Origin of the sequence: Streptomyces sp. NPDC005566, assembly GCF_040605575.1 — a bacterium.
GTDB lineage: Bacteria > Actinomycetota > Actinomycetes > Streptomycetales > Streptomycetaceae > Streptomyces.
Map to the genome: position 1 here is coordinate 288845 of NZ_JBEXDB010000001.1, position 24683 is coordinate 313527.

At 67.3% G+C, this 24683-nt stretch carries 32 protein-coding genes, 1 tRNA gene and 1 pseudogene; 22 read left to right on the forward strand and 12 right to left on the reverse strand.

Annotated features, from left to right (window positions below; all coding sequences use genetic code 11):
- Positions 1-33: 33 nt before the first annotated feature.
- From ABZS61_RS01375 to ABZS61_RS01390, 4 genes are all read left to right on the forward strand, one after another.
- Positions 34-636, forward strand: coding sequence for a DUF485 domain-containing protein (locus ABZS61_RS01375; RefSeq protein ID WP_356414341.1), 603 nt, complete (start codon positions 34-36; stop codon positions 634-636).
- Positions 633-2252: a cation acetate symporter gene (locus ABZS61_RS01380; RefSeq protein ID WP_356414344.1), complete on the forward strand. Its 1620-nt coding sequence runs from the start codon at positions 633-635 to the stop codon at positions 2250-2252. The genes ABZS61_RS01375 and ABZS61_RS01380 overlap by 4 nt, the downstream gene beginning before the upstream one ends.
- 517 nt (positions 2253-2769) lie before the next feature.
- On the forward strand, positions 2770-3399 hold the full coding sequence (locus ABZS61_RS01385; RefSeq protein ID WP_356414347.1) for a hypothetical protein: 630 nt from the start codon (positions 2770-2772) through the stop codon (positions 3397-3399).
- A gap of 633 nt (positions 3400-4032) precedes the next feature.
- Positions 4033-4590, forward strand: coding sequence for a DinB family protein (locus ABZS61_RS01390; RefSeq protein WP_356414350.1), 558 nt, complete (start codon positions 4033-4035; stop codon positions 4588-4590).
- Positions 4591-4608: 18 nt separating this feature from the next.
- Here ABZS61_RS01390 and ABZS61_RS01395 read toward each other — a convergent pair.
- The 4 genes and pseudogenes from ABZS61_RS01395 to ABZS61_RS01410 form a co-directional block, all read right to left on the reverse strand.
- Positions 4609-5084: pseudogene (locus tag ABZS61_RS01395) on the reverse strand (transposase).
- A gap of 47 nt (positions 5085-5131) precedes the next feature.
- Positions 5132-5416: a winged helix-turn-helix domain-containing protein gene (locus ABZS61_RS01400; RefSeq protein WP_356414353.1), complete on the reverse strand. Its 285-nt coding sequence runs from the start codon at positions 5414-5416 to the stop codon at positions 5132-5134.
- 8 nt (positions 5417-5424) lie between these two features.
- Positions 5425-5958, reverse strand: coding sequence for a helix-turn-helix domain-containing protein (locus ABZS61_RS01405; RefSeq protein ID WP_356414355.1), 534 nt, complete (start codon positions 5956-5958; stop codon positions 5425-5427).
- 151 nt (positions 5959-6109) lie between these two features.
- Positions 6110-6454 (reverse strand): hypothetical protein, encoded by a 345-nt coding sequence (locus tag ABZS61_RS01410; protein WP_356414358.1) that lies wholly within the window; start codon positions 6452-6454, stop codon positions 6110-6112.
- Positions 6455-6739: 285 nt separating this feature from the next.
- Between ABZS61_RS01410 and ABZS61_RS01415 the strand changes: the two genes are divergently transcribed.
- Positions 6740-7336: a hypothetical protein gene (locus ABZS61_RS01415; protein WP_356414361.1), complete on the forward strand. Its 597-nt coding sequence runs from the start codon at positions 6740-6742 to the stop codon at positions 7334-7336.
- Between the two features lie 75 nt (positions 7337-7411).
- Here ABZS61_RS01415 and ABZS61_RS01420 read toward each other — a convergent pair whose 3' ends face one another.
- The 6 genes from ABZS61_RS01420 to ABZS61_RS01445 all read right to left on the reverse strand — a co-directional run bounded on the left by ABZS61_RS01420 (position 7412) and on the right by ABZS61_RS01445 (position 12427).
- Complete coding sequence (locus ABZS61_RS01420) at positions 7412-7996, reverse strand: restriction endonuclease (protein WP_356414364.1); 585 nt, start codon at positions 7994-7996, stop codon at positions 7412-7414.
- A 123-nt stretch (positions 7997-8119) separates the two neighbouring features.
- A complete protein-coding gene (locus ABZS61_RS01425; RefSeq protein WP_356414367.1) occupies positions 8120-8716 on the reverse strand; it encodes a hypothetical protein in 597 nt (198 codons plus the stop codon).
- 16 nt (positions 8717-8732) lie between these two features.
- Entirely contained in the window at positions 8733-9257 is a 525-nt protein-coding gene (locus ABZS61_RS01430; RefSeq protein WP_356414370.1) for a hypothetical protein, read from the reverse strand.
- Between the two features lie 165 nt (positions 9258-9422).
- Entirely contained in the window at positions 9423-10433 is a 1011-nt protein-coding gene (locus tag ABZS61_RS01435; RefSeq protein WP_356414373.1) for a restriction endonuclease, read from the reverse strand.
- A gap of 537 nt (positions 10434-10970) precedes the next feature.
- Positions 10971-11636 carry a YdcF family protein gene (locus tag ABZS61_RS01440; protein WP_356414376.1) on the reverse strand — a complete coding sequence of 222 codons (666 nt, stop codon included), beginning with the start codon at positions 11634-11636 and terminating at the stop codon, positions 10971-10973.
- Positions 11636-12427 carry a GntR family transcriptional regulator gene (locus ABZS61_RS01445; RefSeq protein ID WP_356414379.1) on the reverse strand — a complete coding sequence of 264 codons (792 nt, stop codon included), beginning with the start codon at positions 12425-12427 and terminating at the stop codon, positions 11636-11638. The genes ABZS61_RS01440 and ABZS61_RS01445 overlap by 1 nt, the downstream gene beginning before the upstream one ends.
- A gap of 161 nt (positions 12428-12588) precedes the next feature.
- Between ABZS61_RS01445 and ABZS61_RS01450 the strand changes: the two genes are divergently transcribed.
- The 13 genes from ABZS61_RS01450 (at position 12589) to ABZS61_RS01510 (ending at position 20020) form a co-directional block, all read left to right on the forward strand.
- On the forward strand, positions 12589-12918 hold the full coding sequence (locus tag ABZS61_RS01450; RefSeq protein ID WP_033249554.1) for a hypothetical protein: 330 nt from the start codon (positions 12589-12591) through the stop codon (positions 12916-12918).
- 2 nt (positions 12919-12920) lie between these two features.
- Positions 12921-14273 (forward strand): FtsK/SpoIIIE domain-containing protein, encoded by a 1353-nt coding sequence (locus ABZS61_RS01455; RefSeq protein WP_356414384.1) that lies wholly within the window; start codon positions 12921-12923, stop codon positions 14271-14273.
- An 83-nt stretch (positions 14274-14356) separates the two neighbouring features.
- Positions 14357-14545, forward strand: a complete 189-nt coding sequence (locus ABZS61_RS01460; RefSeq protein ID WP_356414387.1) for a hypothetical protein — start codon at positions 14357-14359, stop codon at positions 14543-14545.
- A gap of 77 nt (positions 14546-14622) precedes the next feature.
- Positions 14623-15285, forward strand: a complete 663-nt coding sequence (locus ABZS61_RS01465; RefSeq protein ID WP_356414390.1) for a DUF2637 domain-containing protein — start codon at positions 14623-14625, stop codon at positions 15283-15285.
- Between the two features lie 20 nt (positions 15286-15305).
- The gene (locus ABZS61_RS01470; RefSeq protein ID WP_356414393.1) at positions 15306-15494 is read left to right on the forward strand and encodes a mobile element transfer protein; all 189 of its coding nucleotides are present in this window, start codon (positions 15306-15308) and stop codon (positions 15492-15494) included.
- A gap of 11 nt (positions 15495-15505) precedes the next feature.
- Positions 15506-15850: a SpdD protein gene (locus ABZS61_RS01475; RefSeq protein ID WP_356414395.1), complete on the forward strand. Its 345-nt coding sequence runs from the start codon at positions 15506-15508 to the stop codon at positions 15848-15850.
- Positions 15851-15861: 11 nt separating this feature from the next.
- Complete coding sequence (locus tag ABZS61_RS01480; protein ID WP_356414398.1) at positions 15862-16098, forward strand: hypothetical protein; 237 nt, start codon at positions 15862-15864, stop codon at positions 16096-16098.
- Between the two features lie 93 nt (positions 16099-16191).
- Positions 16192-16374 (forward strand): hypothetical protein, encoded by a 183-nt coding sequence (locus ABZS61_RS01485; RefSeq protein WP_356414401.1) that lies wholly within the window; start codon positions 16192-16194, stop codon positions 16372-16374.
- Positions 16375-16379: 5 nt separating this feature from the next.
- The gene (locus ABZS61_RS01490; RefSeq protein WP_356415124.1) at positions 16380-16574 is read left to right on the forward strand and encodes a hypothetical protein; all 195 of its coding nucleotides are present in this window, start codon (positions 16380-16382) and stop codon (positions 16572-16574) included.
- A gap of 5 nt (positions 16575-16579) precedes the next feature.
- Positions 16580-17266 (forward strand): DNA methylase, encoded by a 687-nt coding sequence (locus ABZS61_RS01495; protein ID WP_356414404.1) that lies wholly within the window; start codon positions 16580-16582, stop codon positions 17264-17266.
- The gene (gene repSA, locus ABZS61_RS01500; RefSeq protein ID WP_356414407.1) at positions 17263-18675 is read left to right on the forward strand and encodes a replication initiator protein RepSA; all 1413 of its coding nucleotides are present in this window, start codon (positions 17263-17265) and stop codon (positions 18673-18675) included. The genes ABZS61_RS01495 and repSA overlap by 4 nt, the downstream gene beginning before the upstream one ends.
- Entirely contained in the window at positions 18672-18884 is a 213-nt protein-coding gene (locus tag ABZS61_RS01505; RefSeq protein WP_356414410.1) for an excisionase family DNA-binding protein, read from the forward strand. The genes repSA and ABZS61_RS01505 overlap by 4 nt, the downstream gene beginning before the upstream one ends.
- Positions 18884-20020 carry a site-specific integrase gene (locus ABZS61_RS01510; RefSeq protein WP_356414413.1) on the forward strand — a complete coding sequence of 379 codons (1137 nt, stop codon included), beginning with the start codon at positions 18884-18886 and terminating at the stop codon, positions 20018-20020. The genes ABZS61_RS01505 and ABZS61_RS01510 overlap by 1 nt, the downstream gene beginning before the upstream one ends.
- Positions 20021-20120: 100 nt before the next feature.
- Here the strand turns inward: ABZS61_RS01510 and ABZS61_RS01515 are convergent.
- Positions 20121-20195: transfer RNA gene (locus tag ABZS61_RS01515), tRNA-Val, on the reverse strand.
- Positions 20196-20392: 197 nt separating this feature from the next.
- Between ABZS61_RS01515 and ABZS61_RS01520 the strand changes: the two genes are divergently transcribed.
- The 4 genes from ABZS61_RS01520 (at position 20393) to ABZS61_RS01535 (ending at position 23797) form a co-directional block, all read left to right on the forward strand.
- Complete coding sequence (locus ABZS61_RS01520) at positions 20393-21190, forward strand: DUF4097 family beta strand repeat-containing protein (RefSeq protein WP_356414416.1); 798 nt, start codon at positions 20393-20395, stop codon at positions 21188-21190.
- A gap of 73 nt (positions 21191-21263) precedes the next feature.
- Positions 21264-22631 (forward strand): hypothetical protein, encoded by a 1368-nt coding sequence (locus ABZS61_RS01525; protein ID WP_356414419.1) that lies wholly within the window; start codon positions 21264-21266, stop codon positions 22629-22631.
- A 332-nt stretch (positions 22632-22963) separates the two neighbouring features.
- A complete protein-coding gene (locus ABZS61_RS01530) occupies positions 22964-23563 on the forward strand; it encodes a DUF4383 domain-containing protein (RefSeq protein ID WP_356414421.1) in 600 nt (199 codons plus the stop codon).
- A gap of 9 nt (positions 23564-23572) precedes the next feature.
- Positions 23573-23797: a zinc ribbon domain-containing protein gene (locus ABZS61_RS01535; RefSeq protein WP_356414424.1), complete on the forward strand. Its 225-nt coding sequence runs from the start codon at positions 23573-23575 to the stop codon at positions 23795-23797.
- Between the two features lie 78 nt (positions 23798-23875).
- On the opposite strand, the gene ABZS61_RS01540 is transcribed toward ABZS61_RS01535, so the two are convergent.
- The gene (locus ABZS61_RS01540) at positions 23876-24682 is read right to left on the reverse strand and encodes an HAD family hydrolase (RefSeq protein WP_356415127.1); all 807 of its coding nucleotides are present in this window, start codon (positions 24680-24682) and stop codon (positions 23876-23878) included.
- Position 24683 lies beyond the last annotated feature (1 nt).

A 24683-nucleotide genomic window follows, 5' to 3' on the forward strand; every position in this document is an offset into this window, starting at 1 on the left:
GCTCGTCCCCCGGGGCGGCAAGGAGCAAGATCGATGTCGTACCACCAGTCTTTCCCCGGCCCACCGCCCGTACCGCAGCACCGGAATTCCGGGCGCCACCGCCAAGAGGCGGCGTCGCAGTCCTGGGAGGATGGATCGCCGTCCTGGAACACCGATCCACAAGCAGCCTGGGACCCGTCCCCGCAAGCGTGGGACTCCTCGCCGCAGGGCTGGGACTCCGCGCAGCAACCCTGGGACGCCTCCCCGCAGCCGCAACCGCCCGCCGCCACCGACGATCGTGATGATCTGCACCGGCTCGGATCGGCCTACCGCAGGCTCCGCCGCGTCGCCACCTTCACCACGCTCGGCTACTTCGCCGTCTTCCTTTTCCTGTCCGGCTACGCCCCCTCGATGATGACCAGCAACATCACCGGTGGTCTCACCACCGGTCTGGTCCTGGGGCTCCTCCAACTGCCCGTGGCGCTGGCTGCGATCGCGCTGTACGAGCGGATCGCGCGCAACCGCGTCGACCCGCTCGCCGCGGCGATCCGCGAGCGCGCCGAGCAGGCGGCCGCGGCAGCCGCGCCCCGGCCGGAACGCCAGAGCCGCTCCGGACGTCCCGTGTGGCAGCAGCCCACCGGAGGTGCGCGCGCATGACCAGCTTCAGCTCCGGGGCCCAGACCATGTCGCTGATGGCGTTCATCGCGGTCATCACCGTCACGCTGCTGCTGTGCGTGATGACCGGCCCCGATCGTGACGACCTGGACGAGTTCTACACCGGCTACCGCTCGCTCTCCCCCGTGCAGAGCGGCCTCGCGATCGCCGGCGACTACATCTCCGCCGGCACCGTGCTCGGCACCATCGGCATCATCGCGCTCGTCGGCTACGACGGCGTCACGCTCGTCCTGAGCACCGTGCTCTCGCTGGTCCTGATGATGTTCCTGCTCGCCGAACCGCTGCGTAACGCCGGCCGGTTCACGATCGGCGACGTCTTCACCCGGCGTCTCCCCGGCCCAGCCGTGCGGATCACCACGGCCGCGGTCACCCTGACCGCACTGCTGCCGCTCGTGATCTTCCAGCTCGCGGGCGCCGGCGATCTCCTCTCCGTCGTCCTCGGCTTCGACGCCGACGGCTTCAAGACCGGCGCGATCGTGTTCCTGGGCCTGCTGATGATCGCGTACGCGGCGATCGGCGGCATGAAGGGCACCGCCTTCATCCAGATCGTCAAGACCGTCGTCCTGCTCGGCGCGTCCCTCGCGATCGCCGCGCTCATCCTCAACCGCTTCGACTTCAGCCTGCCCTCCCTGCTGGACGCCGCCAAGCGCGGCAGCGGGGCGGGAGACGCCTATCTCGCCTCCGGTCTGCAGTTCGGCGGCAACGAACTCGACATGATCAGCACTCAGTTGACCGTCGTGCTCGGCGCCGCGGTGCTGCCGCAGATCACCATGCGCATGTTCACCGCACGCAGCGCGGCAGCCGTTCGGCGCTCGATGTCCTGGGCCGTGTCGACCGTCGTCGTGACCTGTCTGCTGATCGCCGTCATCGGCTTCGGCGCGGCGGCGATCGTCGGCCACCAGGGGATCGTCGCCGGCGACCCGCAGGGCAAGACAGCGTTCCTCATGGTCAGCCAGGCCGTCATGGGCACGGACCAGACGACCGTCGAGACACTGCTGTTCGCGGCCGTGGCGACAGCCATCTTCCTCACCCTGCTTGCCTCGGTCGCCGGGATCACCCTGGCCTGCGCCAACACCCTGGCGCACGACCTCATCACGCACGGGCTGCGCCGCAAGGCACAACTGAAGGACTCCGCAGAGATGGCCATCGCCAGGACCGCCGCGGCGGGCGTCGGGCTCGTGGCGATCGCGATCGCCGCCGGTGCACGGCATCTGAACCTTCAGGCACTGCTCACCCTGTCGTTCTGCATCGGCGCGTCCGCGGTCGCACCGGCCCTCATCTACAGCCTCTTCTGGCGCCGCTACTCCCGTACGGGACTGCTCTGCACCCTCATCGTGGGCACCGCCTCCGCGTTCATCCTCATGACCGGCAGCAATCTGGTGTCCGGATCGCCCCAGGCGATCTTCCCGGACCAGGACTTCAACTGGTTCCCGTTCACCACCTCGGGCATCCTCTCGGCCCCGCTGGGCTTCCTCGCGGGCTGGCTCGGCACGGTGCTCTACGAAAGCGATCCGGCCGACCAGCACATGCGGTACGAAGCGGTGGAGGAGACGATCCTGGCCGGCACACCCGCGGCGAACAACGCCTCCGCGTCCTGACGCGCCCACCCCGCCGGAAGGGCGCCCGGCCTGATGTTGCAGGCCGGGCGCCCTTTCGACTGTCCCGAGGTGCCTAGATGATCGATTCCAAGGGGTCGCCTGCGGAGGCGTGTGGGGTGGGCGGCAGCCGAGAAGCCACCGCGAGACGGCCTGGCAGCGGGCTGCCGACCTTGGTTGTCGAGGTGGGCGTCGTCCACGGCCCTGACGTCTGGCCAATGCATGAACCCCGCGAGGGCTCAGAAACTCGAGAGTTGCCATGGCGCTCAAGCGTGGAAACCATCCAACACGCGATGATCCAATCTGCTCGACACTCGCTCTGGGCGATCAACAGGCCTCGCTGCTCCGCCGCCTGATTTGCCTCGTTCCTCGTGGTGCGAGGCGATCGGGTGAAGCGGGCACTACACCCGTTATCCGTCCAGTCGGCAGGGCGTTACCTGTGTTGGCCTCCCGCGCGAACCGCGCTCCAATCCGCGCTGCTAGGGCCGAGGGAGACCTTCGAAGACAGGAGAAGCTCGGAATGGAAAAGCACGGATTGAGTCGGCGGATGTCTGCCCTCACGACGGTTCTGGGACTCGGCATCGCGCTCCCGTTTGCCACGGGGGTCACGCCCGCCCAGGCTCAACCGATCTTTGGCGTCGACAAGAGCCACGCAGGAAACTTCGCACGGGGAGGGCAGGGCCTCTACAACATTACGCTGACCAACAGCGGCGATGAGGGCGCCGGTGCGGAGCTCACGGACAACCTCCCCGCGGGTCTCACAGTCGCGAGCCTAGGGGGCGACATCACGCCTGGTTGTGAGGTCATCAACGGCGACACAACGGTCCACTGCATCTTCCCTTTCACCACGGGAGCCCCTCTCACACTCGCCGTAACCGTCAACATCGCCGACAACGCACCGTGCTCCGTCACGAACACCGTCACGGTCACCGAGACCGGAGATGGAAATGCCAGCGCCTCGGACAGTGACCCCACGACGATCACCGGCGGCGACTGCAACGGCGGCGACGGGGGCAACGGGGGGTCGATCCTGCCGATCAACCTCAACGGCGTCATCCCGATGTTCAACAACATCACGACCAACAACAACATCAACAGCCCTCACGCCAGCAACAACAGCCGCCAGGTCTTCGGCCTGAACGCACCCTGAGCGTGTAGCCCTTCCATCCGAGGAGTAAGCGGAACTCGCGGCGTGCGGTAGTACCGACCAGCGCCACCGCACGCCGTGCAGAGTCAGCGCCGAGCGCCGCCGCCCTCCACCGGGCTCACTTCCGGAATCGATTGGTGGGCGGACCAAGTGAGGCGACGAGCAGCCCTGGCCGATTCCAAAGATCGCCATCAGCGCTCCAAAAGCTGATCACCTCCCACTCGGGGACTGCCTTGACCCACCACTCACCCCGGCTTCCATCCCGTCCGCCTTTGGCCCACACACCGTGGAGCGGGCGTGGTTCAGGGCGTCAAAGGGTGGAGCGCGCCACCGTACGAACGACCATGACGCCCTGGGCCACGGCTGCTCGGCTCTGCCTGGGCCGAAGGTGGTCGGGATGGGAGCCAACAAAGCTCGCAACGAATCCGCCGCCACTCGCGAACGGCGCCCCTCCCATCCCGGAGTCTGAACGCCCCCGCCGGAGGCATGTCCTGCCTCTCCTGGTTCCCCTCGGTCAAGCTCTCTCGGGGTGGACATGCCGGACGTGGTCGCTCGATGAGGTCCTCGATGTCACTTGCGTATCGTCGCTGGATGTAAGCAGTAGCCGAGGGCCCGTGTCCGACTATGCTCCTGGTCATGAGCGAGTCAACTCCCCTTCCTGACCCGTCTGCTGCCCTCGCTGAGGCGGAGTCCCTGCGCTCAGTTCTCGAGCGCAACCGGCGGACCTTCGCCTGGAAAACGTCAGGGCTCGATGAGGAGGCTTTGCGCGCGACCACGGCCGCCAGTTCGATGACGCTCGGTGGCCTCGTCAAGCATGTGGCCCTGGTCGAGGCGGACTGGCTGGCCGTGAAGCTGGCCGGTCACGAGTACGGCGCCCCTTGGGACGCTGTGGACTTCGACGCCGACCCCGACTGGGAATGGCGCACCGGGGCCCTGGACTCCCCGGATGATGTCTACGCAGTGTGGCGAGACGCTGTCGAGCGATCGCGCGAGCTCGTCGCTGACATCATCAAGGAGCGCGGGCTCGACGGACCGGCGTCCTTCACCTGGCCGGACGGTCGCACGCCCAGCGTCCGGGACATGCTCTTGGACATGATTGAGGAGTACGCGCGGCACACGGGCCACGCGGACATCCTTCGCGAGACAGTGGATGGCCGCGTTGGCGAAGGTGCGCCCGAGGACTTCACCTTCTAGGAGATCCAATGGCTGAGGTTACGGCGGTTGGAAGTCGAGGCCGGTCTTGGCGAGGAGACCGTCGATGACGCCGGGTCGGTACTGCATTCGTTTGAGCCTGGTCTTCACCAGCGCGGTGAGCTGGTCGAGGCTGTGCTTGGTGAGGTTGGCCAGGGACCGTTTCAGGTGTGACCAGACGCCCTCGACCGGGTGAACACAGGGGCGTACGGCGGCAGCTGGTAGGCGGTCAGCCATCATCGGATGTCGATCAGCTGCCGCATGGTGCGGCTGACGTGCGTGTTCAGATTGTCCACCAGGACGATCGGGCCGCCGAGTTGCTGGTGCGCGGCGTCGAGCAGGCGTGCGTAATCAGCCTCGGTGAAGCCTTTGCGGCGGCCTTTGGCGGGGCCGCGGTCGAGGTGGGTGCGGTAGATCAGCCGGGGCCGATGGCCGGATTTCGTGCAGATCAGTGCCGCCGCGGAGACGCGTTTGGTGCCCGCGGCGGTGACCCGCACGACGCGAGTTCGGCCTCGGCGGCCCCAGGTGCGGCCTTTGGGCGGCCTCAGCCCCTGGCCGGCTTCGTCCTCGAAGCAGAGCCAGGCGCCCAGGTCCGCCGCCGTCCTTTTATGACGGGCCACTGCTCGTCCTTCCAGGCGGCGATCTTCTCCTCGTCGCGCTCGGCGACCTTGCGAGGCGGGATCTGTACGGTCCAGCCGATGCGGTGCAGCAGCAGATCCAGCCCGGCCGGGGTGTAGTCCACGCCGAACCGGCGTCGCACGACCTCGGCGATCCTCGCGAGAGTCCAGCACTGGTCGCTCCAGCCCGCATCGGCCGGGCCGGCATCCAACACCACCTTCAGCACACGTAGTTGACCCGCACCGAGCTTGCAACGCGCACCGCCGGGCCCCTGGAGACCAGTGCCTGCCGCCCACCCGAAGCCAAACCCCGCCGCCAGCGGTTCGCCGACATACGCGTCACCCTGAACCGCCGGGCCACCTCCCGGTCACTGGCACCTGCCTCGATTAGATCAGCGGCCGCCAACCGGACTCGCTCACGCCGAACCCGCTCCTCAGCCGTCAGCCCTCCGCCATCGGGATACCTCATCCCTACGGCATAGCGCGGCCCACGACAGCCGTCACGACCCCACGCGTAACCCACACCCTTAAAGATCTCTAGTTGCGCGACCGGCGTAGCCGGGACCCAGAGCGGGGCGGAGGCAGGAGCGCAGGGGGCCCCGGCGGTGAGCCGGGAAGCGCGCGACGAGCGGAGCGAGGCGCCTTGATGGAGTAGAGAAAGCTTTGCCGCGCTATGGCCCGTCACAGGCCCCCAACCATGATTGGTTGGGGGCCTGTGCACTGGTGGGCGCGGACGGTTTCGAACCGCCGACATCTGCTTTGTAAGCCTGGCAGCGGCATATGAGTCATCACCGCAGCTCAGCCTGTCTGTGTGCTGCGACGGCTGTCACCAGCTGCTGACGCCGTGGCCTTCCCCAGATGACCGTGGCTGACCGCTCGATCTGGCACGTATCTGGCACGCATGCCTAGAGCTCAACACGGTCGCTCACGACGTCGTCACCGGGCTCCCCATAGCGCAGCACGACATGGGCCGGCCGAAACGGAAGCATGCGCAACCCAGACTCCATAACCCGGAACAAGGCTTCGGCATCAGGACCATAGGCGTAGATCACAACCTCTCCCCCGCCGAACTCATTGCCGTCGACCTCACCAACACCAGCGGCTGCGACCGCGGCACCGATGGACCGTTCGGCTGCAAAGACCAATGACCTCTGGTCAGGTTCGCCGAAGTCGTCGCCGCCCAGCTGGAAGCGAGCGATCACGGCGTGTTCCGGAGTCTCGTCCGGCAAGTCAAAAAGGGCGTCCTGCATGGCTCAACCCTCCCACCGGGCTCTGACAGTCGGTCGCCAGACCGGACATCTGAGCGAGCGGCGCTCTCGCAGGAGACACCTGACCTGTAAGTTCGGCCGGACGGCCGCTCCACCCCTTCGCCCCTCGGGCGATGACGCTGTTGACGGTCGTTCGGTGCCGTTGCTGTCCACTGTCGTTGATGGCAGCTATGGATGTCAGTCTCCCAGGCGGCTCCACCACGGCCTCAGGTAGGCGGACGGCTCCGACCTCCTGACAACTGCCGCGCCGAGGCTGAAGATTGCAACATGGACGAGTGGAAGTACACCCTGCTCAACGGGGCCATTTCATCAGGTGGGGCGCTACTGGTAGGCCTGTTTGCCCTTTATGGCGTACTAAGACAAGCCGCCAAGGCTCAGGACAGCGCGTCACAACAAAGCCTTGCCCTTCTTGAACAGGTTAGTAGGTCCGCAGAAGCAACGCGAGACCAGACTAAATGGCAGCTACGGCGAGACTCTTACGCAGAGATGCTGAGCTCCTGCGACCAGTACGAGGACACCATCGACAAACTCAGCTGGTTCCTTGCAGGTCAATTTGACGAAAGCGGTTCAGTAGTTGCCGACTTCGATGAATCGTCCCACGCAGAGGAGCTATCTGATTCCTTGAGCAGAGTCAGGGCGAAGACTCACACGCTGCGACTTGAGGGGCCCAAATCGCTGGACCCACAGATCAAGGGCTATCTCCAAGAGGCGGGGACTATATATCAGATGATGCACACTTGGTCGTCATTGCTCCATGATGGCCAATATTCCGACCATGTCGATGACTGGAAATTTCAACAGGCAGATCTGATCGAGGCCAGGGAAGAACTTTTCCAAGCCATGTACGCAGTGCTTCACGAGTAACGCCCAAGAGTGAACCGCCCCTAATGGGGCACCGACGCCTGGCGTCGCAGCGACGTGCGACGCAGGGCCGCCCCTCTACTCCAGGAGGATTTCTTCCGGCCGACGGTTGGTCACGACTGTCTCATGGCTGCTGAGGACATGCTCAACGCAGGCTTGCAAGTCACCACCGTGATCATCACGGGCCATTTGACGGAGCTCGCGCACCAGGTCGAGACCGTTGACCAAGATCACTGGATACTGATCTTCGACCATCTCCAGTTGTGCCGGCTCTGAGAACGATCCGGTAGTGACGTATACGCCTATCCATCCGCGACGCAGACGAGCGACCACCCGTGCGATCTGTTCAGCAGACACCAAGCTGTCGGGCTTGATGCACTTGGCCTGGCCCAGAACTACAAGTCCAGTCCCGGCGAGCCCACTGCCAAGATCGAGACGCCCTACGAAGTCCGCGCCGCCGTCGCCTGACCGGCGGGTCAACCACCCTTCGAGATAGCTGTGACCCGATCCCCTGAGCACTCGGGCAGCAACAGCAGATGCCAATGCCTCGAAGTCATGCTTGCGCCCATCAAACCGCTTGTAGACCTTCTCCAGATCGACGGCGTCTGCGCTACCCAGTGAAGGACGCTGGTCCTTGACCTTAGTGACGCGGGCGCGCGCCACTCGCCGGCGTAGCCGCGGCAAGGCCGAGTTCCCGTGCTTGACCCACTCGCGCCACGACCGCGGCGCCAGCTCCAGTGTCTCGCAATCCTTAGCGTCCGCGTCCCGACGTCGACTGACCCAGTCTCAAGGCACCTCGTCGTTCTCCGGAGTGAGATCCAAAAGGGCGACGTCGTAGACGTAGTTGACGAATGTGCTCCTCTCATGACCGCTCCACTGCACGAGCCGTTCAGCGCGTTCCATCACACCAAGGCCACAGAACTCGACATGCCCCTTCGGCTTCCCATTACGAGACACCGAACGGAAAAGCATCAGAGGGGCGGCGCGAACCCGCCCCTCAGGGGTATGTGCCTGGTGGGCCGTGAAGGCTTCCAGTAGGACCGCGTTGCCGGTCGTGGCCCCGGGCGCTACCGCAAGGTCCGCCTTATGGTCGCCGAAGTAGCGAACGTGACCGTTGTCCATGTCGAAGACATCGTGCCAAGGGGTCTGCTCGCTGCCGGCCTTCCATGGGCTCGACCGGATGAGGACCAATGGGCGGCGTCCCGAACCGGCACCCTTCACCAACCGGGCCATACCGTTGATGCCCGATTCCAGCAGTGCGCGCTTCGCTCCCGGCGTATAGGTCGCGTGGTGGAAGTTGCGGAATCCCTCGATGAAGGTCGGCTTCGGGTCCTTGCCACTCGCGTAGCGGAAGACTTCGCCAACCCGTAGTCGCTCGCCCACAATGACTACCCCTCATTCAAAACGGCATCTCTAGGACACGCCGTGCGGCGATGGAAAAGTCATTTCGGGCATCTTCAAGTGCGTCGAGGATCACATCCACACCTGCCGGGCGAGAAGCGCCATGGCTTGCATCCTGCTCACGCTCAAGGGCACGGCGTAGATCGGCAATGCGCGCCCAAACTTCAACCGCAGAACGTTCGACTTCGGACGGCCCAACCAAATCGACCTGAGCTTGCAACCTGTAAAGGTCGCGTACCAAGGATCTCAAAGTTGAGATCTGTTCGGTTCGACTCAGTGAGCCATCTTCAGGGCCGACCTCGCCATGCCAGCCGAGTGAGACCAGAACTGGATGCAGATCTTCCACTGCCTGCATGAAAGCCAAGTAGGCTTCACGCCTCTCGGACCTGAGTGACTTTTTGAAGTCGACTACCCCCTGGTCAGCAGCCTGCTTCCGAGTTGCTATGTATGTCAACGCGGCTGCACCAAGTGTCCCGACGACACCAACACTGGCCCCCAAGACAGCCGCAAGTCCCTGATCCATGTGCCCCATTCTTCCGTCGCTGCTGGCCTCGCGAGGAACTCTCCGTCAAGGCAATGGCGCCTCTCGCTTGGCCTCATTGACCGCTGACGTCCAGCCTCGATTGCACCTGTTCGCGCACGTTGATGTCAGCCACTGATGACAGGCGCTTATGGAGGCTTGACGAGTTCATCTCTCCATCGGGTAGCGGCGCACTCGATCCGAGACGTGTTCCTCAAAGAGATCATGAGCGTGGATCTCACCGCTCAATAGGCGTTGCAAGTCGCCGGCGTCCCAGAGCAGGACGGTCCTACCGTTTGGTTCTTGGGCCGCGATGCGGCGGCAATTTTCAGTGAACCCTGACCACGCAACATAGATGCCCGCGACGACCGCGGGACGCCTGCCGAGCTTGGCGGTCAGATCAGCCAGCTCACGCGGTTGCAGGCGCCTCTGCTTCCACCGACACTCGACGACAGCCCGGAATGGTTTGTGGACGAAGAAGTCGACTTGTTCCCCCTCGCCGTTGACTCCTGGCTCCACGTCGCACCCATGCGCTTTCAGGAGTTCACCGAACCAGGTCTCGAACCGGTTTCCCCTACGGGTTCCTTGTAGCTCAGCGATGGTTTCTAGCTGGCTTCTCAGACCGGCCAGTGCCGCCTCGTTGATCTCACGCCCCATAAGGGCATTGATCGCCCTCTCCCACTGCGGCTGCCCTATCGCCACACGGGCATCTGAATCTGCTTCTTCTCTACCGGAGTACTCAGGATTCGAGCTTGCGACGTGAGGTGTCCTATCGAGGTCGAACCTCATATTGTAGTCGTCGGCCCTGTACAGCTCGTAGTCAACCCCCAAGCCGACAGCCTCGCGAACTACGCGCTCATGGTCCGCACGACTGAGCATGCTCCTTTGAGCCAGACATGCATCCTCCCACCGTTGGTCCATGACGATGCTGTCTGCGTCTGCCGGTCTGGTGAACACCCATTCCTTGGCCAACGAGACAACCACGTAGACCTCTAGGGGCCTGAGCAACGAGAAACAGTCCGAGTGTTGCTCTGCAAGGTCCTCGTACAGATCACGAACCCGGTCACGATAGGCAGCAAGAGTGCGCGTCCAGCGCTCCCGGGTGAAGTCAGGCCACCCTTCGGCGTAAACCCGCGAAGGGAGGAGTCGTGACTCCCCGAAGCGAAGCGGCTCTGTCATATAGGTCGCTCTCCAGGGTGGCTGGCACGTGACCTGATCAGCGTAATGGGCAGAGCTCGATTTTACAGCGCACACAACTTCATCAACCCACCACTCACCCCAGCTCCCATCCCGTCCGCCTTCGACCCACACGCCGTGGAGCGGGCGTGGTTCAGGGCGTCAAGGTGGAGCGCGCCACTGTACGAACGACCTTGACGCCCTGGGCCGCGACTGCTCGGCTCTGCCTGGGTCGAAGGTGGTCGGGATGGGAGCCCCCACGACGCTCACCACGAATCCGCCGGCGCTCGCGAACGGCGCCCCTCCCATCCCGGAGTCTGAGCGCCCCCGCCGGAGGCATGTCTTGAAGCCGCGGGCTTGGTTCTCGTCTCATGCCCTCCGGGCCTATCCAGTCGTGGGCGCGCGTCGGCGGCGGCAGCGCCAAGCGGGCCGAAGGCAGGAGCGCGGGCGCAGCCAGAGCCGGGAAGCGCGCCCGGCGGAGCGGAGCGCAGCCGGGTGCCTTGATGAGGTAGAGAAACCTGTAACAGCTCTCGGCGTGGGTCAAGCAGAGGGCGAATCGGTCGCCAGGAGTCGACTGGTGAAACCGGCTTGGCGGAGTCGCTGGTACGCCTCGGCTACGTCGGCAGGTACGGGCTGGCGGATCATGAATCCCTGGTCCGGATAGGTCATCAGTCGCTGCAGTGCGCCCACAAGCATGTCGATCACCAGACGTGCGTCATCGATGGAGTCCACGTACTCGTCCAGAGTCATCGGCGTCGAAGCGCTGACGATCTCCACCTCAGGCCACAGTTTGCGGGCAGTGGCGTATGCCCGCCGCTCCTCGTACGGCTTGCTGATCAGCAGGACAGAAGCCACCCGGACGCCCTCCTCCTCCAGCAATTCCCGCGAGAAGCGGATGTTCTCACCCGTGTTGCGTGCCCTCGGTTCCACAAGGACAGCCGCGCTGGGAACACCCAACTCGAGTGCCCGCTCTCGGTAGTGCACTGCTTCCCCGCGGGGCATCCGCTCCCGGGTCGTAGGGCTCGTGGCTCCGGTGAAAAGCAGGAGCGGCACCAATCCGCGGTGATACAGATCTGCCGACGTGTCGGCCACTCCCAGATCGTGGCTGCCGAGCCCGATGGCAACGGAGCAGGGTTGGAGGGCGTGGCCCATCTGGTGGTAGTCCCAGATGCGCCGAGCGTCGGCCCAGTCCTGTGCGGAGATCACTACGAGTCTTCCTTGTCCGTCGCCGAATCAGGCACCTGAAACTCGTATTCCCAGGCGAAGCGCGATGCCGCGTGCACTCCGATGGCGAACTCCACTACCGTGCCGTCGGCCGTGTACGTCGTCCGGTGCAATTCAACGACCGGTTCACCCGGCGGCAGTTGGAGAAGCTTTGACTCGTCCGGTGTGGCGGCCCGAGCGAAGACCCGCTCTTTCATGTGGTCGATCTCGTAACCGGCGTCGTAGAGCACGCGGAACCCTCCGCCCCGGCCGGCAGGCCCGGGAGTCGGGTCAACGATGCGGGTTCCCTCGACGTGCTCGGGCCGGTAGTAGCTCGTCAAGGTGTGGGTGGGCTGCTCACCTTCCTTCACAAGACGGGCCCGCGCGTATACCTCAGCTCCTGCGGGCAGGCCGTGCGCTGCCGATACGGCGGGGGGAGCCTCCACAAGGCTGACAGTTTGCGTTTGCTCGTTCCGGCGGTAGGTGCGTCCACTTGCCACACGGTCCGCAATGAACGCCACTTCGTCGCTATCGCGCCACTTGGCCTTGTCGTATCGAGCGATACCGAGTCGCTTGAGGGGAACTTGCTGGCGCACGACCGTGCCGTGACCACGGGATGAAGTGACCAGACCTTCTGCCTCGAGAGCCTTGTAGGCGGCGTGAACGGTGGACTTGGAGCCCTCGCCCGCCTCCACAAGCTCCCGGATGTGCGGAAGCTGCGCGCCCGGAGCGTAGTCACCAGCCCTGATCCTTTCGGCCAGCTTGTCTGCCAGCTCTCGCCACTTGGGCGCCATCCCTGAACCCCTCTCGTCACAACCAAGTCAAACACAGTCCCAGGACTGTTGACAGTCCTGGGACTGCGGGTCATTATCTTGCTTAGAAGTTCGCAGTCCTAGGACAGTGAACTTCCGAAGGCCCTCGTTGGGCTGATCTATGTCAATCCAGGGAGTATCAGATGCCGTCCTTCAAGATCGACGTTTCGACCGCTGTCGTGTTCGTCGCGACGCCTCCGACGCCGAAGCTCGTGAGCAAGCAGACCGGTGAGATCGCGATGGACCGGGAGACCGGTGCCCCGCTCGCGACGGTGGGTCTGCTGATCTCGGATGAGGGGGAGGGCAACCTCTACCAGGTGACGGTGCCGAGCACGGGTGTCCCGGAGAACCTGACCCCGGGAACGCCGGTCACGGTGATCGGGCTCAAGGCCCGGGACTGGGAGAACACGTTCAACGGCCAGACCCGGCACGGGATCAGCTTCCGTGCGGTGGCCATCACGGCGGGTGCCTGACCATGTCAGACCTGACCACGGTGATCGAGGTGGCGGGGGCCTTATCGGCTGCCGGCGGTCTCGGCTACGCAAAGGTTCGCGCTCCTCGCGTGTTCTGGTCGCTGGCCGGCCTGCCGGTCGCCCGGGTCCGCTTCGCCGCCACGTACCGCTCGACGATGGATGTGTGCGGGCTGACGGTTCAGCCGTCCCGCCTGAGGGCGTTCATGGTCCGCAACGTGGCCCGCCGCCCCGACGTCCAGCCGGTCCCCCCGAAGGTTCGCCGAGTCCGCGGCTCCTCCACCGGAATGCGGGTCACCCTCCGCCTCCCCGCCGGCCTCGAACCCGCCGACGTCGCCGCCGCCTCCGAACGTCTGCGGCACGCCTGGGGCGTCCACTCCGTGCATGTCGTGGAGATCAAGCCCGGCTTCGTCGAACTCCGCATGACCGGCTACGACGTGCTGCGTCGGGTGAAGATGCCGCGCCGGCTGCCCCGCAAGGTCACCTCGGGCCCGCTGGTGGTACCCGTGGCACTGCGGGAAGACGGCTCCGCGTTCGTCCGCGACTACACCGCGGTTCCCCACGGGCTGATCCTGGGTGCGAATCAGTCGGGCAAGTCGATGTACCAGCGCAACCTCATCACCGGCCTCGCAAAGCTCCCGGTCGGCCTGGTCGGGATCGACTGCAAGCGCGGTGTCGAACAGCGCGGGTTCGCCCCCCGATTGTCCGCCCTCGCCGTCACCCCCGATGAGGCATCGGACCTGCTCGCCGCCCTCGTCCAGGAGATGGAAGACCGCTTCGACACCTTGAGCGCCCACGGCGTCTCAGAGCTCTGGGACTTGCCAGCGAAGGTGCGGCCCGTGCCTCTTGTGGTGCTGGTCGACGAGGTGGCCGAACTCTTCCTCGTCGCCGCAAAAAAGGATGAGGAACGCCGGGACCGCATGGTCATGCACCTGGTGCGCCTCGCTCAGATGGCCCGTGCGGTCGGCATCTACCTGGAGATCTGCGGGCAGCGCTTCGGCTCCGAGCTCGGCAAGGGCGCCACCATGCTCCGCGCCCAACTCACCGGCCGTGTCGTCCACCGCGTCAACGACAAACAGACCGCCGACATGGGCCTCGGCGACATCGCCCCCGATGCAGTCTTCGCCGCCACCACCATCCCGCCGGATCGCCCCGGTGTGGCCGTGGCCGGCGACTCCTCCGGCGGCTGGTCCCGCATACGCACCCCCGAAATGAGCGCCGCCGACGCCGTGGCCACCTGCCACGAATACGCGCACCTGACCCCCGACGTCCCGGCCCTGGCCCCGTTCCGCCCGGTCGTCCGCACCACCCCTGGATCGGCTTCACCGCTGGCCACCCCGCGCCCGGTCACCGAGTAGCACGAGCACTTCACACGGTTGGCGTGACCGTCTCGCGCCAGGTCCCTACCCCGCCCATGCCCGGAACCGGAAGGACCCACGTCATGGCCACACGGACCACCAAGCCCAGGAAGCCCCCCGGGGCCCCGACTGAGCCGGCCGCCTGCCAGCCGTGCGGCGGGACCGGAAACGTCCCCACCACGGTGCGAGTCGGTCGTAAGCGCCGCCCGGTCGGACAGCAGGACGGCCTGTGCCTCAACTGCCTCGGCTCCGGCACCGACCCCGACGCCTGACCCCCCTCACCCCGGGAGCCGGGCGGTGACCACCACAACCCGCCCGGTCCCTGGCCGACCCGAAAGGAGGTGACCCAATGTCCCGCCAACTCCGCCTCGACGCCGTGCTGATCCAAGCCGTCATCGCGGGTGCACTGTCCTTCTCGCACCTGCATGACCTTGCCGAAGCGGCTGGGCAGAACGGTTGGAAGGCATGGGCCTACCCGATCAGCGTGGACCTGCTCCTCGTCGCCGCATGGCGCCGCATGCGCACCCACGCCGACAACCGCGCCGCCTGGATCTGGTTCGTCATCGCGCTCGTCGCCTCACTTGGCGCGAACGTCGCCACCGCCGGGCTCCTCGACCTCGGCGACGTTCCGGCCTGGCTCCGCATCCTCGTCGCAGGCTGGCCCGCACTCGCCTTCCTCGGCGGCACCCTCCTTGCTCACACACCCACCACGCCGGAGCCCGCGGCCCAGGCTCCGGCACCGCTGGCTGCCCCGGACCCTGAACCTGCCTCGGACATCACGGTGGAGCGGGCCCCCCAATCGGCTCCCGAACTCCCGCGGGCATCCGCGCCCACCCCTGCTCCGGTTGCTGCTCCAGCTTCGGCTGTTCCGCCGGCCCTGCTCGATCACGCCCGGAAGATCGCCGACACCCACCGCGCGACGACCGGTGACCGGATCGACGCGGCCACTCTCCGCGCTCGCCTCGGGGTCCCGGCCTCGCTCGCTGACGCCATCACCGCCCAACTCGCCTGATCAGACAAGGAGGAACCGCCATGCCGCGCCCGAACCGCTTCACCGAGGTGATCCGCATCGGCCCCGTACAGGTCGGCACGCACTACGACGGCCGGGGCCGCACCAAGCACACCGCCGCGTGCACCGCCCCCGGCTGCAACTTCTCCGCCGACTACCACGGCCGCGCCGCCGCTGAACTCGCCGCCCGCACCCACCGCTGCAACCCCTGAGAGGACAACCCATGTTCACCCCGAAGTACCCGACCCCGGACACCGCCCCCACCCCGGACACGTCCCTCGTCCGCCCCCTCACCGGCATCACCCACCACGCGGCCTGCGACTGCCACCACACCCCCGCCTCGATCCCGGCACCCGCACCGGTGCCCGCCGCGGTTTCGGCCGGACGGCCCTCGGTCCAGTTCACCCCCGGGGCCCTGGTAGTGGCTGTGGCCGGCGGGAGTGCCGTGGTCCTGGTCGTGGGGACGGTCCTGGTCTCGATGCTCCTCGCGGTCGCCATCACCGCGGCGTCCGTCGCGATCTGCGCCGTTGTCCTGCGCTCGCTCCTGAACCACAACAACCAGCGCTGAAAGGACTCGTCATGAAGTTCTTCACCCGCAGCAACAACTCCCCGGCCCCGGACCCGACCATGACCGAACTCGGCCGCGAGTACGCCATCGCCAAGCGCCACGGGGACCGCAAGACCGCATCCCGCATCAACCGCCAGCTCGGCAACACGTCCCTCTCGGACTCCGACCGGGACGCCTTCAAGCAGGGCAAGGACGCCTACGACGCGATCCCGCCCATCAAGCCCGCACGCCGCAACCGGCGCCGCTAACAGCCCCCGGGGCGGCCTCAACCGCCAAGTTTCCGCCGCCCCGGGCGCCTTCCCACCTTCCAGATCTAGCTGACCCGAAAGGGAGATCCCATCATGCCCGAGACCACCCGCCCCCGGCCGATCTGCGCCCACTGCGACGGCTTCCCCAGCGTCACTATCACCACCGGCCAGACCACCCCGGACGGCCACCGCCACACCACCACCGCCGACTGCCCGGCCTGCCGCGGGACGGGCCACGTCCTCCGCGTCCGCGCCTACGCCCGGATCGGTGCGTGAGCGCGGTGTCCGACCTGACCCCCACCCCGGACCGCCCCGGCCTCCACGTAAGCAAACCGTCCCCCAACGCCCCGGCCACCGGATCCGCGGTCTGCCACTGCGGCGCCTCGGCCACCGCCACCGGCGACGCCCAGGTCCGTGCCCTGGTCGAGGGCTACACCGCCAACCACGGGACCGCCCACAACCGGACAGGACGGTGACCACCATGCCCCGCGTCCTTGACCTGTTCTCCTGCGCCGGCGGCGCCGCCATGGGCTACCACCGCGCCGGCTTCGACGTGGACGGCGTCGACATCGCCCACCACCCCAACTACCCCTTCCCCTACCACCACGGCGACGCCATGGACCGCCTCGCCCGCCTCATCGCCACCGGTGAAATCGAGCGGTACGCCCTGGTGCACGCCTCCCCGCCCTGCCAAGCACAGTGCGCGCTCACCGTGGGCACCAACCGGTCCCAGGGTTGGGGAGGAACACACACGGACCTGGTCGCCCCCACAAGGGCCCTGCTGGAGCTGACCGGGCTGCCGTACGTGATCGAGCAGCCCAACGGCCGCACCACCATCCGCAAGGACCTGACCCTGTGCGGAGAGATGTTCGGCCTCGGCGTCCTGCGCCACCGCAACTTCGAACTCGGCGGCTGGATGGCCACCCGACCCGCTCACCCCTCTCACCGGGGCTACGTGCGCGGCCACCGCCACGGCGTCTACCGGGACGGCCCCTACGTCGCCCCGTACGGCTCCGGCGGCGGCAAAGCCACCGTGCCCGAAATGCAGGCCGCCATGGGCATCACCTGGACCGATGTCCGCGAGGAACTCACCGAAGCAATCCCCCCGGCCTACACCCAATGGATCGGAACCGCGTACCTCACCGGCCGGCAAGAGGTGCTCGTATGACCGACCCCGTCACCGCGGCGGGCCTGGACCCGGCCACTCTGGGCGATCTGCTCCGGGTGGCCAGCTCCGCGGACTTCGACCGCTGGCAAGAACAGATCCGCCGCACCGGAGGATGCGCCCAACCCATCCACCTCACCGGCGCCACCAAAACCACGGACCGGGCCACCGGCACCCTCCTGCACCACTACACGACCGACACCGAACCCGGCGGCCGGTTACGCATCGCCTGCGGCAACCGCCGCGCCTCCCGCTGCCCCGCCTGCGCCTGGACCTACGCCGGCGACACCTACCACCTCATCCGCGCCGGCCTCACCGGCGACCCCGACAAAGGCACCCCGCATACCATCCGCGACCACCCCCGGGTCTTCGCCACTCTCACCGCCCCCTCATTCGGCCCCGTTCACAACCGGCCCGGAAACCGGCCCTGCCGCTGCGGCACCCACCACCCCGACACCGCCCCCGAACTCGGAACCCCGCTCGACCCGGACAGGTACGACTACGCCGGCGCCGTGCTGTGGAACAACCACGCTTCCGACCTCTGGCGCTACTTCACGATCTACCTCCGCCGCGAAATCGCCCGCCGAGCTGGCCTCACCCAGAAAGCCGCCCGTGAACAGTCCCGGCTCTCCTTCGGAAAGGTCGCCGAGTACCAAAAACGCGGTGCCGTCCACTTCCACGCCGTTATCCGCTTCGACGGGCCCGAAGGACCCGACTCCCCGCCCCCGGCCTGGGCCACCCTCGATCTCCTCGACGACGCCATTCGCGGGGCTGCCGCCCGGGTCGCAGTCACCGTGCCCGCCAACCCGGCCGCCGGAATCGCCAACGACTGGGTACTTCACTGGGGCACACAACTCGACGTCCAGCCCATCGGCGCCTTCGGGAACGGCGAAGACCTCACCGAACAGGCTGTTGCCTCCTACGTCGCCAAGTACGCAACCAAAGCAGCCGAGACCACCGGCACCGTGGACCACCGCATCGGCAACAAGGAGGCCCTGATCCTCCTCGACGTCCCGGACCACCCCCGGCGCCTGATCAAAGCCTGCCTCGACCTCCACCACGCCTACCCTGACCGCAAGCTCCGTGACTGGGCCCACATGCTCGGCTTCCGCGGCCACTTCTCCACCAAATCGCGCCGCTACTCCACCACCCTCGGTGCTCTTCGCCAGGTCCGGGCCGACTACCGCGCACAGCAGCAACGCACCGCCCTCGGCCTGCCCGACCCCGACGACCACCCCGAAGCAACCACGCTCACCCTCGCCCACTGGACCTACGCCGGCCACGGCCACACCCCCGGCGAATCCTGGCTCGCCGCCAACATCCACCGCGATATCCAACACAACCGCGACACCGCACGCGAGCACCGCGCCGAGCTCATGGACCAACTCGCCCAGGAAGGAGCCGAAGCATGAAGGACCGTCTGATGAGCGTTCCTGAAGCCGCCGAGTATCTCGGTACAACCGAACGCTTCCCGCGTCGGCTGATCGCGGAGCGCCGCATCGTGTTCGTGAAGGTGGGGCGGCATGTCCGCATCCCTGAAAGCGCGTTGGCTGACTTCATTGCGGCCCATACCGTCCAGCCGATCGTCACGAGTCGGCGGCGCTTCGGGGCGGTGGCCTGATGGCGAACCAGAAGGGCAAACGGCGTCGGTTCGGTTCAGTCCGCAAGCTGCCGTCCGGCCGCTTTCAGGCCCGGTATCCCGGCCCGGATGGTCTGCTGCGTTCGGCGCCGGAAACCTTCCCCACGCAGACCGACGCTGACCGGTGGCTCGTCCGCAAGGAAGCGGAGATCCTCGACGGCCGATGGAAGAACCCCGACAACGAGGTCCTGTTCGGGGTGTACGCCGAGGCCTGGTTCAAGGAGCACGACTATGCGGCAACTACCCGGGAACGCAACGGCAGTGCCCTTCGCCTCCACATCCTGCCGACCTTCGCAAACGTGGTCTTGAGTGAGATCACTACACCGCAGGTCCGCCGCTGGCGCGCCGGCCTCCTGGAGTCCGGTGTCGGTGCACCGACCGTTGCCAAGGCGTATCAGATCCTTCGCGCCATCATGAACACCGCGGTCGACGACGAGGTGATCCAGCGCAACCCCTGCCGTATCAAGGGCGCCGGGACGGCCCAGACAGCCGAGCGGCCGTTCCTGGACGTCACCGAGGTCTTCCAGCTCGCCAAAGCCGTACCGACGCGCTTCCGGGTGTTCATCCTCCTCGCGGCCTTCACCGGCCTTCGCTTCGGGGAGCTCGCCGCGCTCCAGCGCCATGACGTCGACCTCGAACGGCGAACCGTCGCCGTACGTCGAGCCCTGGCCGAGACTCGCACGGACGGCATATTGGTCAAGACGCCCAAGAGCGCGGCCGGTGTGCGCACCGTCGCTTTCCCGGCCTCGCTGACGGAGAACCTGGCCGCGCACCTCTCTGCTTACGCCGAGCCGGGTCGTACGGGGCTGGTCTTCACCGGCGCACGCGGCGGGCAGCTTCGCCGGAACAACTTCCGTCGCCTGTGGCTGCGGGCGCTGGAGACGACCGGCCTCGGAGACGTTCACTTCCACGATCTGCGCCATACCGGGAACACCCTCGCCGCGACCGGCGGTGCGACCACGCGTGAGCTGATGCAGCGGATGGGGCACTCCTCGGTGCGTGCCGCGCTGATCTACCAGCACCTGGTGAACGGCCGTGACCACGCCATCGCCGCGCACGTCGACGATCAGATCAGGAAGGTCAGGCCGGCAGAACCCGGCGACGCATCTGGCACGTGACTGGCACGACGCCTCTCCCCCGCCCTCGCAGCTGAGAAACGAACAAGGCCCAGGCTCCCGGTTCTGTACCGGTGACCTGGGCCTTCGTCGTGCTTCCTGCTGGTGGGCGCGGACGGTTTCGAACCGCCGACATCTGCTTTGTAAGAGCAGCGCTCTACCCCTGAGCTACGCACCCGTGGATGAGGCAACAGGTTACATGGCTCACGCCCCTGCCCGGCAATCCGGTTCCGTGCGGGGCCGGCCGGGAGTCGGTGGGGTGGCATGCGGGGGGTAACCCCACCCTGGAGAGGGGAGCCGTCCGGATCGTTCGCGGGGCGCGTCGTACATACCGTGGGGGCACACCGGCAGCGCTCTCAGGGGGATCCGATCGCCATGACTTTCCGTACCCGTACCCGCACTCGCACCCACCCACGTACCGGGACGCTCGTCGCGGCCGCCGGTGGAACCGCTCTTCTCGTCGTGGCCCTGAGCGGCTGCGGCAGTACGGACGTGGAGGGTGCCCCCGAGGAGCACAAGTCGTTCGCCTTCAGTGGGAAGACGCTCACCATCGACGCCGGGAACTCCTCGCTGGACCTCGTGCCCGCCGATGTGAAGGAGGTCGAGGTGACCCGACGTGTCGACGGGTGGGTCGTGCTGGGCAACGGTCCGGATGCCAGCTGGAAGCTGGAGGGCGGCAAGCTGACGTTGAAGGTGAAGTGCGAGGCGATGATCAGTGACTGCGCCTCGCATCACCGGGTGAAGGTGCCCCGTGGGGTGGCGCTGAGCGTGAACGCGGACAACGGCAAGGTCATCGCGTCCGGGTTCGACACCCGGCTCGTGCTCGACTCCGACAACGGCGGGGTCGTCGTACGCGACTCGAGCGGGCCGCTCCGGCTCCAGAGCAACAACGGGTCTGTCGTGGCCGAGGAGTTCTCCGGTTCGTCGGTGGTGGCCCGTTCGGACAACGGGTCGATCCGGCTCGGGCTCACCCGGGTACCTGACCTGGTGGACACGGTCAGTGACAACGGGGGCATCACCATCGACCTCCCGAAGGGCGAAGGGCCGTACGCCGTGACAGCCGAGGCCGACAACGGCGACGTCTCCGTGGACGTGCCGCGCAGCGACAGTAGCCCGCATGTGGTGAAGGCGCGCAGCGACAACGGTGAAGTCACCGTCCGAAGCGCGAACTAACGGACCCGTGTGTTCGTCCTTACCGGGTGGGAGAATGTACCGGGGACAGGGCGAATCGGCACGGGAGAGGGATGTGACGGCGACACACGCGCGGCCGCAGGCGAAAGCGAGTGGAAGTTCCGCCGTCAAGGACGTCCTGGTGCTGATGCTGCTCCCGGTGCCCCTGGTCGCCGCCGCGCTGCCGGCCGCCTTCGCGGGTGGGGGCACACGCCGCTGGTTCGGGGGGCGCGGTGAGAACGAGAGGGCCGATGCCCAGGCGGCGAAGGACGCGGCAGCGGCCGCGTTCTACGAGCTCGACACCGCCCAGCGGGATCTGCAGATCTCCATCGAGACGATCAGCGCGGTCGACAGTTCGCCCCGCGCTCGCAAGGCTGCGGAGGACTTCGCCGCGCTGGGGAGGCGGATCGACGAGGTCAGCCACGGGTACATCACCGCGGTCGACGCGCACGACCTCGACCGCGACGATCTCGAACCCGCCGCCGCAGCCGGTGCCAGGACCCAGCTGAACCGGGCCAAGGACGAGCTGGTTCGGGTGAAGGGCGAGCTCGACCGCTTCGCCGCAGGTCTGGGATCGCTGCTCGGCAGTGCGGAGACTCAGCTCGCCCGGCTCGCTCCAGCCGTGGAACGTGCCCGGCAGGCGCTCCTCGGTGCGAGCAACGCTCTCGACGCCGTACGGGCGTCCGGTATGCGCGCCGATGATCTCGCCGCACGGCTGGCGGCTCTCGCGCCGGAACTGACCAAGCTGAATCAGGGCGCCGGACGGCACGGTGTGGCCGAGACGCTGCAGCGCGCCGACCAGGTGCTGCGTGATGCCGAGGCGGTGCGGGCGGAGGCGGACCGGCTTCCTGAGCGGGCTGCCGAGATCGACCGCAGGCTCGTGTCGCTGCGTACCCGGGCCCAGGCGCTGACGACGCGCGCCGGGCAGGTCGAGCCGGTGCTCAGCGAGCTGCGGCGCCGCTTCTCGGCGGCGTGCTGGCAGGACCTGCAGCCCGTGCCCGACCAGGCCGCGGTCAATATCCGGCAGGCGGAAGAGAAGCTGGCAGAGGCCGCGACGGCTCGCGACGAGCAGAGCTGGGCCGATGCGACCGCCCGGCTGAGCACGGTTCGGGCCCTGCTCAACGCGACGGACGAAGCGGTGTCCGCCGCCGGTGACCGGCTGCAGCGTCTGGACGCCGTGGCCAAGGATCCGCAGGTGGAGATCGACCGGACCCGGTTCGCGATCCGGGACGCGCAGCGCCTCGCCATGGCCGGCCGCCACACCCCCGATCCGCTCCATGCCCGTCCGCTGGACGATGCCGTAGCCCGGCTCGACCGGGCCGTCGCCGGGCTCGAGGGGCGTCACCCTGACTACTGGCACTTCCTGACCGAGACCGAGACCGTGCGGCGGACGACGGCCCGTGTGGTCTCGGCGATCCGCGAGGAGCGCGGCAGCGGCGCCTAGGCGCCCGCGCGGCGCGTGGTCGCGCGCGCCCGGCCCGCCGGTCCGGATCCCCTCGCGCGCTTCCGGGGCCGGGCCCGCCCACTCAGGTACCTCCGGACCGGACCGGGCCCGCCCACTCAGGTACCTCCGGAACGGACCGGGCCCGCCCACTCACGTACCTCGGACCGGGCCGGACCCCCTCGTGTGCCGCCGGACCCGTCGGGCGAGCCCCGCCAACAGTCCGATTTGTCCATGTCGGCCGGTGGGCCGATGCTGGAGGTACGCCGCGGTTCCCGCTGGTGTGTTCTGGCCGCACGGGCCGGTTCTGGCCGCACGGGCCGAAGGAGGCCGTCATGGCCACTCATGTCCTGCCCACGGGCCGGCGCCGCGAGGCCATTCGGCTCAACGAGCATCTGCCGGTGGACCACCGGCTCAGCAAGGTCTACCGGGTGGGGGCCGGACTTGCCGGGCTGTTCCTCCTCGCCTTCGGCATCCTGGGGCTCATCGACCGTATCGGCTTCTTCGACACCGGTGGCGACACGGTTGCGGGCCTGAACACCAACGGTGCGCTCGGCGTGCTGTCCATCTGTGTGGGGCTGCTGCTGTTCGTCGGAATGGTGATCGGAGGGAACTTCGCCTCGACCCTGAACATGGTCCTGGGCATCGCCTTCATCCTCAGCGGCTTCGTGAATCTGGCCCTGCTGGACACGGGCCTCAACTTCCTCGCCTTCGAGATGCAGAACGTGCTGTTCAGCTTCGTGATCGGGTTGCTGCTGATGATGTTCGGCATGTACGGGAGGGTCAGCGGCGGCCTGCCGCACGACAATCCGTACTGGCGGTCCCGTCACCCGGAGCAGGTCATGCTCGAGGAGCGCCGCAGCCGCCCCCCGATGCCTGAGGTCACACGGGTCACGCAGGTCACGCAGCCGCAGGTCACGAGGAAGAGGCCTTAATCTGGGGCCATGCCTCGTTACGAGTTCCGTTGCCGCCCCTGCGGCGAGACGTTCGAAGTCAGCCGCCCGATGGCCGAGTCCTCCGCTCCGGCCTCCTGCCCGGCAGGGCACGAGGACACCGTGAAGCTGCTCTCCACCGTGGCTGTCGGCGGCTCGTCCGCCGGTGCAGCCGCCTCCGCTCCCGCACCGTCCGGCGGTGGCGGTGGCTGCTGTGGAGGCGGCTGCTGCGGGTGATCCCAGTGGTGCGCCCATAAGAGGGTGATCCCGGCAGGGAGCCCTCGCAGAGGGTGATCTGTCGGAGCGGCCGGCCGCTCAGCGACCCGTCCGCTGCGCCGACGCGCGCAGCAGCCGGCTCAGGATCTCTTCGCCCGCGGCGACGCCCCGCTCCCGCAGCACCTGGACGTTCGGCGCCCGCCAGCCGCTGTCCGCGAGTTCGCCGTGCCCCGGACGCCAGGCGTGGTCGGCGGCGAGCAGCAGGTCGGCGTCGAGGAGTGAGTCGCCGGCGGCGAGCGTCGTCGTGGCGCCGCAGCGGCGGGCGACCTCGTCCATCGCGGCGCTCTTGGTGAGCGGCTTGGGAACGGCGTAGATCTTGCGCCCCTGCAGGGAGACCGTCCAGCCACGGGGGTCCGCCCAGGCCGCGAGCTCCTTCACCCAGCCGTCGGGGAGGAGCGAGCGTTCGACCACGAGGTACGCGAAGACGTTCTCGGCGACCCGTTCCTTGAGCAGCCAGGCGGGGTCGGCCGTGGTGACCAGGTGGGCGCGGACCTCGGCGAGCGAGGCGCATTCGTCGGCGAGCCGACGGGCGACCTTCGTCTGCCAGTCCGGGTCGGAGACCCCGTCGACCAGGATGTGTCCGCCGTTGGCGCATATGGCGTACCGGGGTGCGGGGCCGGGAAGGTGGATGCGTCCGTACTGCTCGCGGGTCCGGGTGGTGGTCGGTACGAAGACCGTGCTGCGGGCCAGTTCGTCGAGCAGCGCGGCAGCCTTCTCCGTCATGTAGGAGAGCGGCTTGTGTCCGTAGACCTCGACGCAGAGCAGCCGTGGGGCCTCCGCGTCCGGCATCGACAGCTGGAGGGCCGCAGCCGAGTAGATGAGGGTGCGGTCGAGGTCGCTGGCCACC

What these genes read in the sequence shown, in the direction of transcription:
- ABZS61_RS01505 (WP_356414410.1), top strand. Translation starts at nt 18,672, where the DNA reads ATGAAGGACCGTCTGATGAGCGTTCCTGAAGCCGCCGAGTATCTCGGT.
- ABZS61_RS01380 (WP_356414344.1), top strand. Translation starts at nt 633, where the DNA reads ATGACCAGCTTCAGCTCCGGGGCCCAGACCATGTCGCTGATGGCGTTC.
- repSA (WP_356414407.1), top strand. Translation starts at nt 17,263, where the DNA reads ATGACCGACCCCGTCACCGCGGCGGGCCTGGACCCGGCCACTCTGGGC.
- ABZS61_RS01450 (WP_033249554.1), top strand. Translation starts at nt 12,589, where the DNA reads ATGCCGTCCTTCAAGATCGACGTTTCGACCGCTGTCGTGTTCGTCGCG.
- ABZS61_RS01485 (WP_356414401.1), top strand. Translation starts at nt 16,192, where the DNA reads ATGCCCGAGACCACCCGCCCCCGGCCGATCTGCGCCCACTGCGACGGC.
- ABZS61_RS01475 (WP_356414395.1), top strand. Translation starts at nt 15,506, where the DNA reads ATGTTCACCCCGAAGTACCCGACCCCGGACACCGCCCCCACCCCGGAC.
- ABZS61_RS01530 (WP_356414421.1), top strand. Translation starts at nt 22,964, where the DNA reads ATGGCCACTCATGTCCTGCCCACGGGCCGGCGCCGCGAGGCCATTCGG.
- ABZS61_RS01460 (WP_356414387.1), top strand. Translation starts at nt 14,357, where the DNA reads ATGGCCACACGGACCACCAAGCCCAGGAAGCCCCCCGGGGCCCCGACT.
- ABZS61_RS01430 (WP_356414370.1), bottom strand. Translation starts at nt 9,257, where the DNA reads ATGGATCAGGGACTTGCGGCTGTCTTGGGGGCCAGTGTTGGTGTCGTC.
- ABZS61_RS01415 (WP_356414361.1), top strand. Translation starts at nt 6,740, where the DNA reads ATGGACGAGTGGAAGTACACCCTGCTCAACGGGGCCATTTCATCAGGT.
- ABZS61_RS01385 (WP_356414347.1), top strand. Translation starts at nt 2,770, where the DNA reads ATGGAAAAGCACGGATTGAGTCGGCGGATGTCTGCCCTCACGACGGTT.
- ABZS61_RS01445 (WP_356414379.1), bottom strand. Translation starts at nt 12,427, where the DNA reads ATGGCGCCCAAGTGGCGAGAGCTGGCAGACAAGCTGGCCGAAAGGATC.
- ABZS61_RS01465 (WP_356414390.1), top strand. Translation starts at nt 14,623, where the DNA reads ATGTCCCGCCAACTCCGCCTCGACGCCGTGCTGATCCAAGCCGTCATC.
- ABZS61_RS01495 (WP_356414404.1), top strand. Translation starts at nt 16,580, where the DNA reads ATGCCCCGCGTCCTTGACCTGTTCTCCTGCGCCGGCGGCGCCGCCATG.
- ABZS61_RS01375 (WP_356414341.1), top strand. Translation starts at nt 34, where the DNA reads ATGTCGTACCACCAGTCTTTCCCCGGCCCACCGCCCGTACCGCAGCAC.
- ABZS61_RS01405 (WP_356414355.1), bottom strand. Translation starts at nt 5,958, where the DNA reads ATGTCGGCGGTTCGAAACCGTCCGCGCCCACCAGTGCACAGGCCCCCA.
- ABZS61_RS01455 (WP_356414384.1), top strand. Translation starts at nt 12,921, where the DNA reads ATGTCAGACCTGACCACGGTGATCGAGGTGGCGGGGGCCTTATCGGCT.
- ABZS61_RS01470 (WP_356414393.1), top strand. Translation starts at nt 15,306, where the DNA reads ATGCCGCGCCCGAACCGCTTCACCGAGGTGATCCGCATCGGCCCCGTA.
- ABZS61_RS01480 (WP_356414398.1), top strand. Translation starts at nt 15,862, where the DNA reads ATGAAGTTCTTCACCCGCAGCAACAACTCCCCGGCCCCGGACCCGACC.
- ABZS61_RS01410 (WP_356414358.1), bottom strand. Translation starts at nt 6,454, where the DNA reads ATGCAGGACGCCCTTTTTGACTTGCCGGACGAGACTCCGGAACACGCC.
- ABZS61_RS01535 (WP_356414424.1), top strand. Translation starts at nt 23,573, where the DNA reads ATGCCTCGTTACGAGTTCCGTTGCCGCCCCTGCGGCGAGACGTTCGAA.
- ABZS61_RS01510 (WP_356414413.1), top strand. Translation starts at nt 18,884, where the DNA reads ATGGCGAACCAGAAGGGCAAACGGCGTCGGTTCGGTTCAGTCCGCAAG.
- ABZS61_RS01435 (WP_356414373.1), bottom strand. Translation starts at nt 10,433, where the DNA reads ATGACAGAGCCGCTTCGCTTCGGGGAGTCACGACTCCTCCCTTCGCGG.
- ABZS61_RS01390 (WP_356414350.1), top strand. Translation starts at nt 4,033, where the DNA reads ATGAGCGAGTCAACTCCCCTTCCTGACCCGTCTGCTGCCCTCGCTGAG.
- ABZS61_RS01520 (WP_356414416.1), top strand. Translation starts at nt 20,393, where the DNA reads ATGACTTTCCGTACCCGTACCCGCACTCGCACCCACCCACGTACCGGG.